Raw genomic sequence first — 14,805 nt, 5'->3', positions numbered from 1 at the left:
GGGCTCGCCTACCGGTGAGCCCGACCCGGGGCCGTTCCGCGAGTGCGTGCACCCCACCCCTCGCCACGTTGTCGCCACCCGTGTCGGCCGCACCCCCGCCCCCGGCACACCCCTTGTCAGGAGGACCACCCCATGGGCCGTTATCTGGTGAGACGGCTGCTCCAACTCGTCCCGGTCTTCATCGGGACGACGCTGATGATCTACCTGCTGGTGTGGAAGGTCCCCGGGGACCCGTTCGCCGGCAAGTGCGGTGACCGTGGCTGCCCGGACAACTACCGGGCCATGATGACCGAGAAGTTCCAGCTGGATCAGCCCTGGTTCGTGCAGTACGCCACCTACATGAAGAACCTCCTGCAAGGCGACTTCGGGACCACCTGGTCGGGGCGCGACGTCGGCGAGATCATCGCCACCGCGTACCCGAACACCCTCAAGCTGGCCCTGGTGGCCCTGGTCATCGAGGGTGTCATCGGTCTCACCGCCGGTGTGCTCACCGGCCTGCGCCGCAACGGCTTCCTGGACAACCTGGTCCTCGTCTCCACGCTCTTCCTGATCGCGCTGCCGGTCTTCGTGGTCGGCTTCGTGCTCCAGTGGTTCTTCGGTGTGAAGCTCGGCATCGTCAAGCCGACCGTCTCCAACGAGATGCGGATCACCGAACTGCTCCTACCGGGCTTCGTGCTGGGTAGCGCGTCGATGGCGTACATCGCCCGGGTGTCACGCACCAGCATCGCGGAGAACCGCCGGGCCGACTACGTGCGTACCGCGATCGCCAAGGGGCTGCCGATGCGCCGGGTGGTCGGTATCCACCTGCTGCGCAACTCGCTGATCCCGGTGGTGACCCTGCTCGGCACCGACCTCGGCGCCCTGATGGGTGGCGCGATCATCACCGAGGGCATCTTCGGCATCAACGGCATCGGCCGCACCGTGCTGCGGGCGATCGTCACCAAGGAGAGCGCTACCGTTGTCTCCATCGTGGTCGTGCTGGTACTCGTCTACCTGGTGATGAATTTGCTGGTGGACCTGCTCTACGCCGCACTTGACCCGAGGATCCGCTATGAGTGAGCGCAGCAGCGAACGAATCGTCATTGCAGTGTGCGCGGGCAACCAGGCCGGCGCCGAGCGCAGCGAGGTGCAGGCATGAGCGACCCGAGTGCCGCTTCGATCGTGAGCACGCCCCGTCCCGAGCAGTTGACCGAGGCAAGCTCCCCGGCCCCCGTCGGCCCGGCGGGCAAGAAGGAGAAGCCGCGCAGCCTGCTCGGCGACGCCTGGATCGACCTGCGCCGCAAGCCGCTGTTCTGGATCTCCGCCATCTTCATCGTGCTCTTCGTGGTGATGTCGGCCTTCCCGTCGCTGTTCACCTCCGGTGACCCGGACGCCACCGCGCTCTCCCGCAGCCGGCTCGAGCCCTCCGGCGACGCGTGGTTCGGCTACGACGTGCTCGGGCGGGACGTCTATGCCCGGGTGATCTACGGCGCCAACGCCTCGATCGTGGTCTCCCTGCTCTCCACGATCGGCACACTGCTGATCGGCGGGGCGGTCGGCATCATCGCGGGCTACAAGGGCGGCTGGGTCGACGGCCTGCTCTCCCGGATCACCGACATCTTCTTCGGCCTGCCGTTCGTGCTCGGCGCGATCGTCATCCTCACCACGTTCAACGGCGCCGGCGCCAACAACGGCGAGTGGGAGATCAAGTTCCTGGTGATCGGCTCGCTGGTGCTGCTGAGCTGGCCGGTGGTGATGCGGCTGATGCGCTCCTCGGTGCTCGCCACCAAGGAGGCCGACTACATCGTGGCGGCCCGCGCGATGGGTGCCAGCACCGGCCGGATCATCTTCAAGCACCTGCTGCCGAACTGCCTGGCGCCACTGCTGGTCTACGGGACGATCATGATCGGCTCCTTCATCGGCGCCGAGGCCACCCTGTCCTTCCTGGGTATCGGCCTGCAGAGCCCGGTGGTCTCCTGGGGCATCATGATCAATGAAGCGCAGAACTACCTCCGGGTCTCGCCCTTCCTGCTCTTCTTCCCCTCCGCGTTCCTCGTCACCGCCGTGCTGAGCTTCGTCATGCTCGGCGAGGCGGTCCGCGAGGCCCTCGACCCGAAGCTCCGATAGGGGAGACTGAGTTGTCCGACATTCTCGTGTCCGAGCAGTCCGCGCCCGGCGCCGACGGATCCGGTCGCCCCTCCGGCCGGCTGCTCGAGGTCGACGACCTGCGGGTGGAGTTCCGCACCCGGGACGGCGTCGCCAAGGTCATCAACGGAGTGACGTACCACGTCGACGCGGGGGAGACCCTCGCCGTGCTCGGCGAGTCCGGCTCCGGTAAGAGCGTCACCGCGCAGACCATCATGGGCATCCTGGACATGCCGCCCGGCTTCGTCACCGGCGGTCAGGTCCGCTTCCACGGCAAGGACATGCTCACCATGTCCGCCGAGGAACGTCGCCGCATCCGTGGCGAGGGCATCGCGATGATCTTCCAGGACTCGCTCTCCGCCCTGAACCCGGTCTTCACCGTCGGGTTCCAGATCGCCGAGCAGTTCCGGATCCGGCGCGGGATGAGCCGTTCCGACGCCAAGAAGCGCGCGATCGAGATGCTCGACCAGGTCAAGATCCCGAACGCCAAGGGCCGGTTCAGCAACTACCCGCACCAGTTCTCCGGGGGCATGCGGCAGCGCGCGATGATCGCGATGTCGCTGGCGCTCGACCCCGAGGTGCTGATCGCCGACGAGCCGACCACCGCGCTGGACGTGACCGTGCAGGCCCAGATCATGGACCTGCTCGGCGAACTCCAGCGGGAACGCCGGATGGGCATGATCCTGATCACCCACGACCTCGGCGTGGTCGCCGACGTCGCGGACCGGATCGCGGTCATGTACGCCGGCCGGATCGTCGAGGAAGCCGACGTCTACGACCTGTACGCCAAGCCGGCGCACCCGTACACGCTCGGCCTGCTCAACTCGATCCCCCGGCTGGACGAGAAGGGGCAGCAGCTCCGCACCATCAAGGGCCTCCCGCCGAACCTGATGAACATCCCGCCGGGCTGCCCGTTCAACCCGCGCTGCCCCATGGCGCAGCCGGTGTGCCGGGAGACCGTCCCCCCGCTGTTGCAGATCGGCACCGGTCGGGCCAGCGCCTGCCACTTCGCCGAGGAGCTGGTGAACCGTGACTGACAACATCATCGAAGTCCGTGACCTGGTCAAGCACTACCCGGTCACCCGGGGCATCGTGTTCAAGAAGACCATCGGCCAGGTCAAGGCCGTCGACGGCGTCTCGTTCGACCTCAAGGCCGGCGAGACGCTGGGCGTGGTCGGCGAGTCGGGCTGCGGCAAGTCGACGCTGAGCCGGGTCCTGATGAACCTGGAGAAGCCCACCGCCGGCACGGTGCACTACAAGGGCCAGGACATCGCCAAGCTCTCCGGTGGCGCGCTGCGGCGGCTGCGCCGGCAGATCCAGCTGGTGATGCAGGACCCGTACACCTCGCTGAACCCGCGGATGACCGTCGGTGACCTGATCGGTGAGCCGTTCGAGATCCACTCGGAGGTCGCGCCGCGGGGCAGCCGCCGGGACAAGGTCAAGGAACTGCTCGACCTGGTCGGCCTCAACCCGGAGCACATCAACCGGTACCCGCACCAGTTCTCCGGCGGTCAGCGGCAACGCATCGGCATCGCCCGGGCGCTCGCCCTGCGCCCCGAGGTGATCGTCTGCGACGAGCCGGTCTCCGCCCTGGACGTCTCGATCCAGGCCCAGGTGATGAACCTGCTGGAGAAGCTCCAGAACGAGCTGGGCCTGTCGTACGTGTTCATCGCGCACGACCTGTCGGTGGTCCGGCACCTGTCGGACCGGGTCGCGGTGATGTACCTCGGCAAGATCGTGGAGATCGGCACCGAGGACGAGATCTACGAGCGGCCGACCCACCCGTACACCCAGGCGCTGCTGTCGGCGGTGCCGGTGCCGGACCCGACGCTGCGGGAGAACAAGGCGATCATCCGGCTCACCGGTGACGTCCCGTCGCCGATCAGCCCGCCGTCGGGCTGCCGGTTCCGCACCCGGTGCTGGAAGGCGCAGGACCTCTGCGCCGAGCAGCCGCCGCTGCTGGAGATCCGCCCCGGCTCGGACCACCCGAGCGCCTGCCACTTCGCCGAGAAGCGGGAGATCGTCGCCACGCACGACGCGTGAGCCACACCCGGGCCGCCTGCCACCGTCACCCCGACGGCGGCAGGCGGTTCGTCGTTGCCGGCCCGTGGTCCGGCAGCTCCACCCCCACACCCGGCGGCCCGCCCTTCCGCAGCGCCCGGCGGTCCGCCCTTACAGCGGGCCGCGCCCCGCCCGCAGCAGCAACAGCGCGAGTTGGGTACCGTCGGCCCCCAACTCGGTGCGGAAGCGCTCCAGGATCTCGCGCTCCCGGGAGAGCACCAGCCGGGTGCCCCCGGAGGCCATCCGGGTCACCCCGACCTCCTGGGAGAGGGCCGCCCGTTCCTGCCAGAGCGCGATCAGCGTCCGGTCGATCTCGTCGATCCGTTCCCTGATCGCCACGATCCGCTCGGCCGCCGCCGTGTCACCGGTGCCGGTACGGGCGGCAGCGGCTCCGGTCGGGTCGGTCTCCGTGGGATCGGCCCCGGCCGGCTCGTCGTGCCGCGCGGGGCCACCGCTGGACTCCACCACGTCAGTCATCATCGTCGTACCCCTCGGGTCTCGGGCCCGGTGTTCGGATCCCGGGACGAAAAAGCCCCGGGCTCTCCGAGCCCGGGGCTTTCGTAGGTCCTGTCGATCAGGCGCGACCCACGGCTGCCGGACTCCCGGTGCCGTAGTAAAAGAAGAACCGCCGCTCGATCACGTCGTCGAGTATGCCGACCGGAAGCCGGTCCGCGCAAGCAGTCCCCGGCCGCTGGGTTCGACCGTGTCCCCCGCCGACGGGATCGGGCCGGGCCCCCGTCGGCGCGCGGACGCGCCGACGGGAAGCCCGGCCCTCAGGTCAGCCCAACCGGGTGATGCGGTCCGCCGCCGTGGGGGCGACCGGCTCCCCGGCACCCAGGTACGCCACCAGGGCGTCCACGTCGAAGCCGGGGGCGGTGGTCCGGCCGGTGCCGCCCGCCAGCTCGGTGAACCCGTCCCCGCCGTTGGCGAGGAAGTCGTTCGTGGTGACCCGGAAGCTGGCCGCCGGGTCGACCGGGGTGCCGTTCAGGGTCAGCGCGCTGACCCGCGAGCCGGCCGGCGCGGTGCTGTCGTACGAGTAGGTCAGCCCGGCCGACGGCTGGAGGATGCGCTGGGTGGTCTGCCCCTTGAAGCCGACGAACTGCTGCTCCAGCACGTCCTTGAGCTGCGCGCCGGTGAACGTCTGGGTGACCACCAGGTTGTTGAACGGTTGCACGGTGAACGCCTCGCCGTAGGTCACCTCGCCCGGCGCCTCACCACCGGCCGACGCCCCGTACGACAGGGAGGCCCGTACGCCGCCCGGGTTCATCAGCGCGAGCTGCGCCCCGTCGCCCCTGGTGTACGCCAGCTGCGCGTCGGCGATCACGTCACCCATCGGGCTCTCCCCGTTGGGCCGGACGTCCCGGACGAGGTCGGCGCTGATCTTCCCGACCACCCGGTTGGCGATCGGGGCGACCGCCGTGCGGTACTTGTCGGCCAGCGTCTTCGCGCCCGCGTCGACCAGGGCCGGGTTCTTGGCGAACACCCCGCCGGTCTGCTGCCAGGTCCCGTCGGCGTTGCGCACGCCGTTCTCCACGATCACGTTCTTCGCGGTGATGCCGGTGAACCGGCCGGACCGCCGGTCCAGCGAGTAGTCGATGTCGGTGACCAGCTGGCCGTTGTTGCCGGCGCTGGTGACCACGCTCGGCTTGCCCGAGGAGTTCGGCAGCGAGCAGGAGTAGAAGCGGTGGGTGTGCCCGGAGACCACCACGCCGAACTCCGGCCGCAGGCCCTTGACGATGTCGACGATCGGGCCGGAGAAGTTGGCGCAGTCGGAGACGCCCGGGGTGGCCGGCGGCGCGGACTGTGCGCCGCCCTCGTGCACCAGCAGCACCATCGCCTTGACACCGAAGAGCTTGAGCAGGCCGCCCCACTTGTTGGCGGTCTGCACCTCGTCGGTGAAGGTGACGTCCTTGATACCGGCCGGGTTGACGATGCCCGGGGTGCCCTCCAGGGTGACCCCGACGAAGCCGACCGGCACGCCACCGACGAACTTCACGTCGATCGGGGGCAGGATCGGCAGCTTGGTCTTCTTGTTGATGGTGTTGGCGGCGAGGTAGGTGAACTTCGCGCCGGCGAAGCCGTCGCCGTCCTGGCAGCCGTCGACCGGGTGGCAGCCGCCCTTGTCGATCCGGAGCAGCTCCTTGACGCCCTCGTCGAACTCGTGGTTGCCGACCGAGCTGACGTCCAGGCCGATCTGGTTCATCAGCTCGATGGTGGGCTCGTCGTGGAAGGCGGCGCTGACCAGCGGGGTGGCCCCGATCAGGTCGCCGGCGCCGACGGTGGTGGTGACCCGGCCCTCGGCCTTCGCCTCGGCCCGCAGCTTCTTCAGCCAGGTGGCCAGGTATTCCACCCCGCCGGCCGGGGTGCCGTTGACGGTCGCGCCGCTGCCGCCGGGCGGGTCGATCGCGCCGTGGAAGTCGTTGTAGCTGAGGAACTGGCCCTTGACCTCGCCACCCGTCGCGGTGGCGTACGAGACGGCGACCGGGGCGAGGCCGGCCCCGGGGGCGGCGTCGGCCGGCGGCGTGGTGGTGCGGCCGGTGCTGGGCAGGCTGGCCACGACGGCCAGGGCGAGGACCGGCGCGGCGAGGTGACGCAGCACGGCCCGACCGCGCGAGCGCGGTTGACTCATGGTTGTTCTCCCAAGTCGTCTACGGGGGAGCAGGCGGGGATTTCCCGGGTCATCGTCGCGCCTCGGGACCCAAGATGCCAGTGGGGCCAGCGTGACAGGTTCGTCTCAGTCCTGGCCGACGCCGTCACCGGGTCGTGGCGTGACAGCGGCGGCAGGTGGCCGTGGCGCGGCGGTGGTGACGGGGCTCGGGCGCCCCGGGCGTGCGCGGGCGGGAAGTGTCCGGCCGACGGCATAGACTCGCCGTGCGATGCATCCTCTCTTCGACATCCCCGCGTCCCCGCCCGCGCCCGAGCCCGCGTCGGTTCCGCCGCGCCGGCCCGGCCCCGCCCGCCGCCTCGACCCGCAGGACCTGGTGGAGGGCCTGAACGGTCCCCAGCGGGATGCGGTCACCCATTCCGGCTCGCCGTTGCTGATCGTGGCCGGGGCCGGCTCCGGCAAGACCCGGGTGCTCACCCACCGGATCGCCTACCTGCTCGCCGCGCGGGACGTCCACCCCGGCGAGATCATCGCGATCACCTTCACCAACAAGGCCGCCGGTGAGATGAAGGAACGGGTGACCCACCTGGTCGGCCCGCGCGCCCGGCTGATGTGGGTGTCGACGTTCCACTCCGCCTGCGTGCGCATCCTGCGCGCCGAGCACGAGCACGCCGGCCTGAAGTCGACCTTCTCCATCTACGACGCCGACGACTCTCGCCGGCTGATGCAGATGGTCGCCCGGGAGCTGGATCTCGACCCGAAGCGCTACCCGGCCCGGGGGCTCGCCGCCCAGGTGTCCAACCTGAAGAACGAGCTGACCGACCCGGAGGAGTTCGCCGGCCGGGCCACGGGCCCCAACGAGCGGGCGCTCGCCGAGGCGTACACCCTCTACCAGCGGCGGCTGCGGGAGGCGCACGCGCTGGACTTCGACGACCTGATCATGACGACGGTGCACCTGCTCCAGTCGCACCCGCACGTCGCGGAGAGCTACCGCCGCCGGTTCCGGCACGTCCTGGTCGACGAGTACCAGGACACCAACCACGCGCAGTACACCCTGATCAAGGAGCTGGTCGCCGGCACCGAGGGGATCGCGCCGGCCGAGCTGTGCGTCGTCGGTGACGCCGACCAGTCGATCTACGCGTTCCGGGGCGCGACGATCCGCAACATCCTGGAGTTCGAACGGGACTTCACCGACGCCCGGACGATCCTGCTGGAGCAGAACTACCGCTCCACCCAGACCATCCTCAACGCGGCCAACGCGGTGATCGACCGCAACACCTCCCGCAAGCCCAAGCGGCTGTGGAGCGACGCCGGGGCCGGTGAGCAGATCGTCGGCTACGTCGCCGACACCGAGCACGCCGAGGCCGACTGGGTGGGCCGGGAGGTCGACCGGCTGGTCGACGCGGGAGAGACCCGCCCCGGCGACGTGGCCGTCTTCTACCGCACCAACGCCCAGTCCCGGGTCTTCGAGGAGGTGTTCATCCGGGTCGGCCTGCCCTACAAGGTGGTCGGCGGGGTGCGCTTCTACGAACGCAAGGAGGTCCGCGACGCGCTGGCCTACCTGCGCGCGGTGGTCAACGACGACGACACGGTCAGCCTCCGCCGGGTGCTGAACACCCCACGTCGGGGCATCGGCGACCGGGCCGAGGCGTGCGTCGAGGCGCTCTCCAGCCGGGACCGGATCTCCTTCGGCGCGGCGCTGCGCCGGGCCCGGGAGGCACCGGGCATCTCCACCCGGGCCGCCAACTCCATCGCCGAGTTCGTCGCGCTGCTCGACGGTGCCCGCGAGCTGGCCGAGGAGGGCACCCCGGAGGAGGTGCTGGAGGCGCTGCTGACCCGGTCGGGCTACCTGACCGAGCTGGAGGAGAGCGTCGACCCGCAGGACGCCGGCCGGGTCGACAACCTCCAGGAACTGGTCAGCGTCGCCCGGGAGTACACCGAGCGGATCGAGGCGCTTGGCGAGGACGGTGAGCGGGCCACCCTGGCCGGTTTCCTGGAGCAGGTGGCGCTGGTCGCCGACGCCGACCAGATCCCGTCCGACGACCCCGACCACCAGGGGGTCGTCACCCTGATGACCCTGCACACCGCCAAGGGCCTGGAGTTCCCGGTGGTGTTCCTGACCGGCCTGGAGGACGGCGTCTTCCCCCACCTGCGCTCGCTGGGCGACACCCGGGAGTTGGAGGAGGAGCGGCGGCTGGCGTACGTGGGGATCACCCGGGCCCGGCAGCGGCTCTACCTGTCCCGGGCGGTCACCCGTTCGGCCTGGGGGCAGCCGTCGTACAACCCGCCGTCGCGCTTCCTGGAGGAGCTGCCGCCGGAGCTGGTCCGCTGGGAGCGCACCGAGGGGACGTACACCTCGTGGGCCGGTGGGGGCGGCGGCGTCGGGGGGCGTGCGGACCGCGTGCCCGGCGGGCGTGGCGGCTTCACCGGGGGCACGCCGAGGGCGACGGAGCTGGCGAAACGGCTCGGGGTCGACGCCAGTCGGCTGGCCACCGCCAGCGAGCTGCCGCAGGGGCCGAAGGTGTCTGCCGGCGACCGGGTCAACCACCAGCGCTACGGCCTGGGGCGGGTGCTCGCGGTCGAAGGGCACGGGCCGAGCGCCCGCGCGCAGATCGACTTCGGCGACCAGACCATGTGGCTGGTGCTGCGCCACGCCCCGCTCGACAAGCTCTGACCGACGCCGAAGGGCCCGGTCCGGCGCGTTGCCGGGCCGGACCCTTCGCCGGTACGGCTCAGCAGGCCACGTCGATGCCCCGGGCGCGCAGGAACGGCGCCGGGTCGATCTGGTTCCACATCTGCCCCTGGTGCACCTCGAAGTGCAGGTGGGGGCCGGTGGAGTCGCCGGTGGAGCCCTCGTAGCCGAGCACCTCGCCGACGCCGACCCGGTCGCCGACGCCGACCTTCACGCTGCTCTGGTGGGCGTAGTGGGTCAGGTAGCCGTTGCCGTGGTCGACGAAGACCGAGATGCCGTAGCCGTCGCCGACGTCGCCGGCCTTGACCACGGTGCCGGCCGCAGCGGCGTGGATCGGGGTACCGGCCGGCATGGCGAAGTCGATTCCGGCGTGCAGGGCGCCCCCGCGCTGCCCGTAGCAGGAGGTGATCCCGGCCCCCGCCATGGGGATCACCCAGGACGGCTTCGGCTTGGGAGCGGTGGTCTTCCTGGCGACGGCCTTCGGCTTCGCGGTGACCTTCGGCTTGGTCTTCGGCTTCCGCGTCGGGGCGGCCGTCGGGGTGGGACTGGCGCTGGTGGGGGTCGGCACGGCGCTGGGGCTGGCCGGGGCGGTCGACTCCCGGGTGGACCGGTCGGCACGGTCGGCGGCCTCGGCACGGGCCTGTGCGTCGAGCGCGACGGTGGCCGGCTCGGGGGCGTCGTCCCGGTCGAGGGCGGCCGTGGCGGCCCCGGCCAGGCCGAGGCCGACCAGGGCGACCACGCCGACGGCGAGGGCGCGCGCGCCGCGTGGGTGACGCCGCCGGTGCCGGATCACGGCGGCGGAAATCCGCGCGTTGCGGGTGGTGCTGGCACTGCGGGTGGTGCTGTCGGCGTTGCCGGTGGTGCTGTCGTTGTCTTCCTGCACGGCGGACCTTCACACACTCAGGGGATTCGGACCGGACCATCCTGGGTGTCGGAGCGCGCCGGGACGGGAACCGGTACCGGCGGGTAGCCCCGACCGCCCCGCAGGGCTGCCCGGCTATGTCCCGCCGGGGTGTCGTCTGCCCCGTTGACCGGGCCGGGTCGCCAGTGCCGTCGGTCACATCGCGGTGTGTGACGCAGCAGACTTACCCGCACGCGAAACCGCCCGGATCCGTAGATCCGGGCGGTCAACAGGCGTCACGCAGGGTCAGGAGGCGGCTTTCTCGGTGTAGTACGCCTCGACCTGTAGCTTGATGTCCACTCCGCGCTCCTGGAGCCACGGCACCGGGTCGAGGGGCTGGCCCTTGACGTGGACCTCCAGGTGCAGGTGCGCGCCGTACGAGTGGCCGGTGTTGCCGACCAGGCCGAGCTGGTCGCCCGCCTTGACCTGCTGGCCCTCGTGCACGCTCACCGCGGAGGAGTGACCGTAGATGGCCTCGCTGCCGTCGGCGTGCTGGACGATCACCGCGTAGCCGTAACCGCCGAACCAGCCGGCCTTGGTGACCGTGCCGGAGTGGATGGCCACGTACGGGGTGCCCTCCGGCGCGACCAGGTCGATGCCGGTGTGCAGCTTGCCCCACCGCATGCCGTACGGGGAGTTGAAGTCGTAGCCCTGCATGGGCAGCAGCCACGGGTCCTGCTCGTCGACGCCCGCCGCGGTGTCCCGGGCGTTGTCGCGGGTGGCCCGGTCGGCGGCGTCGGCCCGCGCGGCGGCGTCCTGGCTGGTGATCGAGGCCTGCCGGAGCTCGTCGAGGACCGACGGGCTGACGCTCTTGGCGTCCGGCATCGCCCCCGCGCCGAGCGCGACGATCCCGGCACCGACGAACGCGGTGGTGACGACCGCCGCGTAGCGGCTCCGTGGGGGGGTTGGTACACGGCGGCGGCCGCGATATCTATCGGGCTCAGACGACAGGCGCTGGCGCACGCACACCCTCCGTTGTCGGGGATCCGATGCAATCTCCGACCGTTCGGTGCAGCTGATCGAACGGTCGTAGATCGCGTCATCACCCGTCCGTGGACCTGATGACAACCGTGGACACGTTAGCCCTCCACCGCTCCGGTCACAAGCGTAGGCACCGAAGCGGCGATTCCTTCTGTCCCTTTCCGTCCCTCATTGTCATAGCTCCAGACGCCGGACGGCTGTCCCTCTTCCTGCCCGTTCGTCGCGCACCGTGACCGTTCGGCGGAGGCGTCCGGCTTCCGGGTCGCCGGTCGGCACGGTAGGGGTCCGGCCCGGGTTCTCCACCCCGGGTCGGTCGGGTTACCGTTCGTTCAGCTGGTAGCCGCGGAGCCGTGAAGGGTGTGCGCTGATGAACTCTCGTATCCGGGTAGTCGTCGCGAAGCCGGGCCTCGACGGCCACGACCGGGGCGCGAAGGTGGTGGCGCGTGCGCTGCGTGACGCGGGCATGGAGGTCATCTACACCGGCCTGCACCAGACCCCGGAGCAGATCGTCGAGACCGCCATCCAGGAGGACGCCGACGCGGTCGGCCTCTCGGTGCTCTCCGGTGCGCACATGACGCTCTTCCGCCGAGTGCTGGAGCTGCTCGCCGAGCGGGACGCGCGGGACATCGTCGTCTTCGGCGGCGGCATCATCCCCGACGCCGATCTCCCCGAGCTGGTGGAGCTGGGCGTCAAGAAGATCTTCACGCCGGGTGCGACCACCCAGTCGATCGTGGAGTGGGTCCGGGCCAACGTGGCCCAGCCGGTGGGCTGACCACCCGGGTGCGCCGCACCCCTTCGTACGCCGACGGTGGTGTGCCGGTTTCCGGTCGCCGCCGTTTTCGTCGTGCCGTGACCCCGGCGGCGGTGTGCTCCCCGCGGTGGTGTGACCCGGGCGGCGGTGTGATCCCGGGGGCGGTGTGGCCCGGCCGGGGCGACGGATCGGGAGGCATCCGAATCCGGGCAGGGTGAAGGGCCGGACGCACCCCTCACACGCCCGGCCCTTCTATGCACGATGCCCCGCCGCCACCCCTCGACCGACAGGGCATCGGCCGCTCCCGTCTTCGCGCTGACCAGCGCTCCGACATCAGACTCAACGACGCCCGTACGGTGGGGTTACGCGTTGCTTGGGACAACCTGTGGACCAATTTGTGTCACCGGCGAGTCGCCAGCGGCGCGCTGTGCATTACCGCACACCGCGCACCCGCTCGGTTGCCGCCGGTGCCCACCTCGCTAGGCTGCGGCCAATGGCCTGTTTCAACTGATGACAGGCGTCAACGGAGTTTCACAACGCTGGCGGCGGCGCGACGGCGCGCCGCGGAGACGGGACGGGACGCGCAATCGTGGACCTGTACGAGTACCAGGGGCGGGACCTGTTCGAGCGGCACGGCTTGCCCGTGCTCGCCGGCGGCGTCGCCACGACCCCGGAGGAGGCCCGCGCGATCGCCGAACGCCTCGGCGATCGGGTGGTCGTCAAGGCGCAGGTGAAGGTCGGTGGCCGTGGCAAGGCCGGCGGCGTCAAGCTGGCCGAGGGCGCCGACGAGACGGTGGCCAGGGCCACCGACATCCTCGGCATGGACATCAAGGGTCACACCGTCCACAAGGTCATGATCACCGTGACCGCGGACGTGGCCGAGGAGTACTACTTCTCCTACCTGCTCGACCGGGCGAACCGCACCTTCCTCTGCATCGCCAGCGTGGCCGGCGGTATGGACATCGAGCAGGTCGCGGCCGAGACCCCCGACAAGGTGGTCAAGGCCCCGATCGACGCGGTCGAGGGCGTGGACGAGGCAAAGGCCCGGGAGATCGTCGCCGCGGCCGGGTTCCCGGCCGAGGTCGCCGACCAGGTCGTCGCGGTCGCGGTCGGGCTGTGGAAGGCGTTCGTCGCCGAGGACGCCACCCTGGTCGAGGTGAACCCGCTGGCCAAGACGGGCGACGGCACGATGCTGCTGCTCGACGCCAAGATCACGCTGGACGAGAACGCCGGTTTCCGGCACCCGGACCACGAGGCGCTGGTCGACCAGGCCGCGGTGGACCCGCTGGAGCAGGCCGCCAAGGAGAAGGACCTCAACTACGTCAAGCTCGACGGCGAGGTCGGCATCATCGGCAACGGCGCGGGTCTGGTCATGTCCACCCTCGACGTGGTGGCCTACGCGGGCGAGCGGCACGGCAACGTCAAGCCGGCCAACTTCCTCGACATCGGCGGCGGCGCGAGCGCCGCGGTGATGGCCAACGGTCTGGAGATCGTGCTGTCCGACCCGTCGGTTCGCAGCGTCTTCGTCAACGTCTTCGGCGGCATCACCGCCTGCGACGAGGTCGCCAACGGCATCATCCAGGCGCTGGCCCTGCTGGAGGAACGCGGCGAGAAGGTCACCAAGCCGCTCGTCGTCCGGCTCGACGGCAACAACGCGGAGGCCGGTCGGGCGATCCTCGACGGCGCCGGCAACCCGCTCGTGCAGCGGGTCGACACCATGGACGGCGCGGCCGAGCGGGCCGCCGAGCTGGCAGCTGCGGGGGTCTGACGATGGCGATCTGGCTGACCAAGGAGTCGAAGGTCATCGTGCAGGGGATGACCGGTTCCGAGGGTTCCAAGCACACCCGGCGGATGCTCGCCGCCGGCACCAACGTCGTCGGCGGGGTCAACCCGCGCAAGGCCGGCACCACCGTCGACTTCGACGGCACCGAGCTGCCGGTCTTCGCCTCCGTCGCGGACGCGATGCGGGAGACCGGGGCGGACGTCACGGTGATCTTCGTACCGCCGCAGTTCACCAAGGGCGCGGTGGTCGAGGCGATCGACGCGCAGATCCCGCTCGCCGTGGTGATCACCGAGGGCGTGCCGGTGCACGACACCGCCTCGTTCTGGGCGTACAATGTGGCCAAGGGGGAGCAGACCCGGATCATCGGGCCGAACTGCCCCGGCATCGCCTCGCCCGGCGCGTCCAACGCCGGCATCATCCCGGCCGACATCACCGGCTCCGGCCGGATCGGCCTGGTCAGCAAGAGCGGCACGCTGACCTACCAGATGATGTACGAGCTGCGCGACATCGGCTTCTCCACCTGCGTCGGCATCGGTGGCGACCCGATCATCGGGACCACCCACATCGACGCGCTCGCCGCGTTCGAGGCCGACCCGGAGACCGACGCGATCGTCATGATCGGCGAGATCGGCGGCGACGCCGAGGAGCGGGCCGCCGACTTCATCAAGGACAACGTCACCAAGCCGGTGGTCGGCTACATCGCCGGCTTCACCGCGCCCCCCGGCAAGACCATGGGGCACGCCGGCGCGATCATCTCCGGCTCGGCGGGCACCGCCGAGGCCAAGCAGCAGGCGCTGGAGGCGGTCGGGGTCAAGGTCGGCAAGACCCCGACCGAGACCGCCAAGCTGATGCGGGAGCTGATGTCCGGCCGCTGAGCCGTGGGCTGCACCAGCCCGAACGAGCGACG

Annotated in this window: 12 protein-coding genes; 8 read left to right on the top strand and 4 right to left on the bottom strand. The window is 70.7% G+C overall.

Annotated elements, in window-relative coordinates:
• The first annotated feature begins 132 nt into the window (after nucleotides 1-132).
• The 4 genes from ACQP2H_RS26690 to ACQP2H_RS26675 all read left to right on the top strand — a co-directional run bounded on the left by ACQP2H_RS26690 (nucleotide 133) and on the right by ACQP2H_RS26675 (nucleotide 4,167).
• The gene (locus tag ACQP2H_RS26690; protein ID WP_357014576.1) at nucleotides 133-1,059 is read left to right on the top strand and encodes an ABC transporter permease; all 927 of its coding nucleotides are present in this window, start codon (nucleotides 133-135) and stop codon (nucleotides 1,057-1,059) included.
• A gap of 75 nt (nucleotides 1,060-1,134) precedes the next feature.
• Entirely contained in the window at nucleotides 1,135-2,106 is a 972-nt protein-coding gene (locus ACQP2H_RS26685) for an ABC transporter permease (RefSeq protein ID WP_357535217.1), read from the top strand.
• 26 nt (nucleotides 2,107-2,132) lie between these two features.
• Nucleotides 2,133-3,161 (top strand): ABC transporter ATP-binding protein, encoded by a 1,029-nt coding sequence (locus ACQP2H_RS26680; RefSeq protein WP_357535297.1) that lies wholly within the window; start codon nucleotides 2,133-2,135, stop codon nucleotides 3,159-3,161.
• Nucleotides 3,154-4,167 carry an ABC transporter ATP-binding protein gene (locus ACQP2H_RS26675; RefSeq protein WP_208567976.1) on the top strand — a complete coding sequence of 338 codons (1,014 nt, stop codon included), beginning with the start codon at nucleotides 3,154-3,156 and terminating at the stop codon, nucleotides 4,165-4,167. Before ACQP2H_RS26680 ends, ACQP2H_RS26675 begins: the two co-directional genes overlap by 8 nt.
• 129 nt (nucleotides 4,168-4,296) lie before the next feature.
• On the opposite strand, the gene ACQP2H_RS26670 is transcribed toward ACQP2H_RS26675, so the two are convergent.
• Both ACQP2H_RS26670 and ACQP2H_RS26665 read right to left on the bottom strand, forming a co-directional pair.
• Nucleotides 4,297-4,665 carry a chorismate mutase gene (locus ACQP2H_RS26670; RefSeq protein WP_208567977.1) on the bottom strand — a complete coding sequence of 123 codons (369 nt, stop codon included), beginning with the start codon at nucleotides 4,663-4,665 and terminating at the stop codon, nucleotides 4,297-4,299.
• A gap of 298 nt (nucleotides 4,666-4,963) precedes the next feature.
• Nucleotides 4,964-6,814: a bifunctional metallophosphatase/5'-nucleotidase gene (locus ACQP2H_RS26665; protein ID WP_357535215.1), complete on the bottom strand. Its 1,851-nt coding sequence runs from the start codon at nucleotides 6,812-6,814 to the stop codon at nucleotides 4,964-4,966.
• 247 nt (nucleotides 6,815-7,061) lie between these two features.
• On the opposite strand from ACQP2H_RS26665, the gene pcrA reads away from it, so the two are divergent.
• Nucleotides 7,062-9,464: a DNA helicase PcrA gene (pcrA, locus tag ACQP2H_RS26660; RefSeq protein WP_219464673.1), complete on the top strand. Its 2,403-nt coding sequence runs from the start codon at nucleotides 7,062-7,064 to the stop codon at nucleotides 9,462-9,464.
• A 58-nt stretch (nucleotides 9,465-9,522) separates the two neighbouring features.
• On the opposite strand, the gene ACQP2H_RS26655 is transcribed toward pcrA, so the two are convergent.
• Together ACQP2H_RS26655 and ACQP2H_RS26650 are read right to left on the bottom strand one after the other, a co-directional pair.
• A complete protein-coding gene (locus ACQP2H_RS26655; protein WP_433233688.1) occupies nucleotides 9,523-10,287 on the bottom strand; it encodes a peptidoglycan DD-metalloendopeptidase family protein in 765 nt (254 codons plus the stop codon).
• A gap of 342 nt (nucleotides 10,288-10,629) precedes the next feature.
• The gene (locus ACQP2H_RS26650) at nucleotides 10,630-11,346 is read right to left on the bottom strand and encodes a M23 family metallopeptidase (protein WP_208567980.1); all 717 of its coding nucleotides are present in this window, start codon (nucleotides 11,344-11,346) and stop codon (nucleotides 10,630-10,632) included.
• Between the two features lie 385 nt (nucleotides 11,347-11,731).
• Here ACQP2H_RS26650 and ACQP2H_RS26645 point away from each other — a divergent pair, with 385 nt between their 5' ends.
• The 3 genes from ACQP2H_RS26645 to sucD all read left to right on the top strand — a co-directional run bounded on the left by ACQP2H_RS26645 (nucleotide 11,732) and on the right by sucD (nucleotide 14,773).
• On the top strand, nucleotides 11,732-12,136 hold the full coding sequence (locus tag ACQP2H_RS26645; RefSeq protein WP_208567981.1) for a cobalamin B12-binding domain-containing protein: 405 nt from the start codon (nucleotides 11,732-11,734) through the stop codon (nucleotides 12,134-12,136).
• 568 nt (nucleotides 12,137-12,704) lie between these two features.
• Nucleotides 12,705-13,883, top strand: a complete 1,179-nt coding sequence (gene sucC, locus ACQP2H_RS26640) for an ADP-forming succinate--CoA ligase subunit beta (RefSeq protein ID WP_433229324.1) — start codon at nucleotides 12,705-12,707, stop codon at nucleotides 13,881-13,883.
• 2 nt (nucleotides 13,884-13,885) lie between these two features.
• Nucleotides 13,886-14,773, top strand: coding sequence for a succinate--CoA ligase subunit alpha (gene sucD / locus ACQP2H_RS26635; RefSeq protein ID WP_208567983.1), 888 nt, complete (start codon nucleotides 13,886-13,888; stop codon nucleotides 14,771-14,773).
• Nucleotides 14,774-14,805: the final 32 nt, after the last annotated feature.

Source organism: Micromonospora sp. CA-248260 (genome assembly GCF_050942205.1).
Classification (GTDB): domain Bacteria; phylum Actinomycetota; class Actinomycetes; order Mycobacteriales; family Micromonosporaceae; genus Micromonospora; species Micromonospora antibiotica.
Note: the sequence above shows the minus strand (reverse complement) of the source record. Positions and strands in the feature narration are given on the sequence as shown.

Coding starts and splice junctions, on each gene's coding strand:
- ACQP2H_RS26670 (WP_208567977.1), bottom strand. CDS start 4,665: ATGATGACTGACGTGGTGGAGTCCAGCGGTGGCCCCGCGCGGCACGAC.
- pcrA (WP_219464673.1), top strand. CDS start 7,062: ATGCATCCTCTCTTCGACATCCCCGCGTCCCCGCCCGCGCCCGAGCCC.
- ACQP2H_RS26690 (WP_357014576.1), top strand. CDS start 133: ATGGGCCGTTATCTGGTGAGACGGCTGCTCCAACTCGTCCCGGTCTTC.
- sucD (WP_208567983.1), top strand. CDS start 13,886: ATGGCGATCTGGCTGACCAAGGAGTCGAAGGTCATCGTGCAGGGGATG.
- ACQP2H_RS26645 (WP_208567981.1), top strand. CDS start 11,732: ATGAACTCTCGTATCCGGGTAGTCGTCGCGAAGCCGGGCCTCGACGGC.
- ACQP2H_RS26685 (WP_357535217.1), top strand. CDS start 1,135: ATGAGCGACCCGAGTGCCGCTTCGATCGTGAGCACGCCCCGTCCCGAG.
- ACQP2H_RS26665 (WP_357535215.1), bottom strand. CDS start 6,814: ATGAGTCAACCGCGCTCGCGCGGTCGGGCCGTGCTGCGTCACCTCGCC.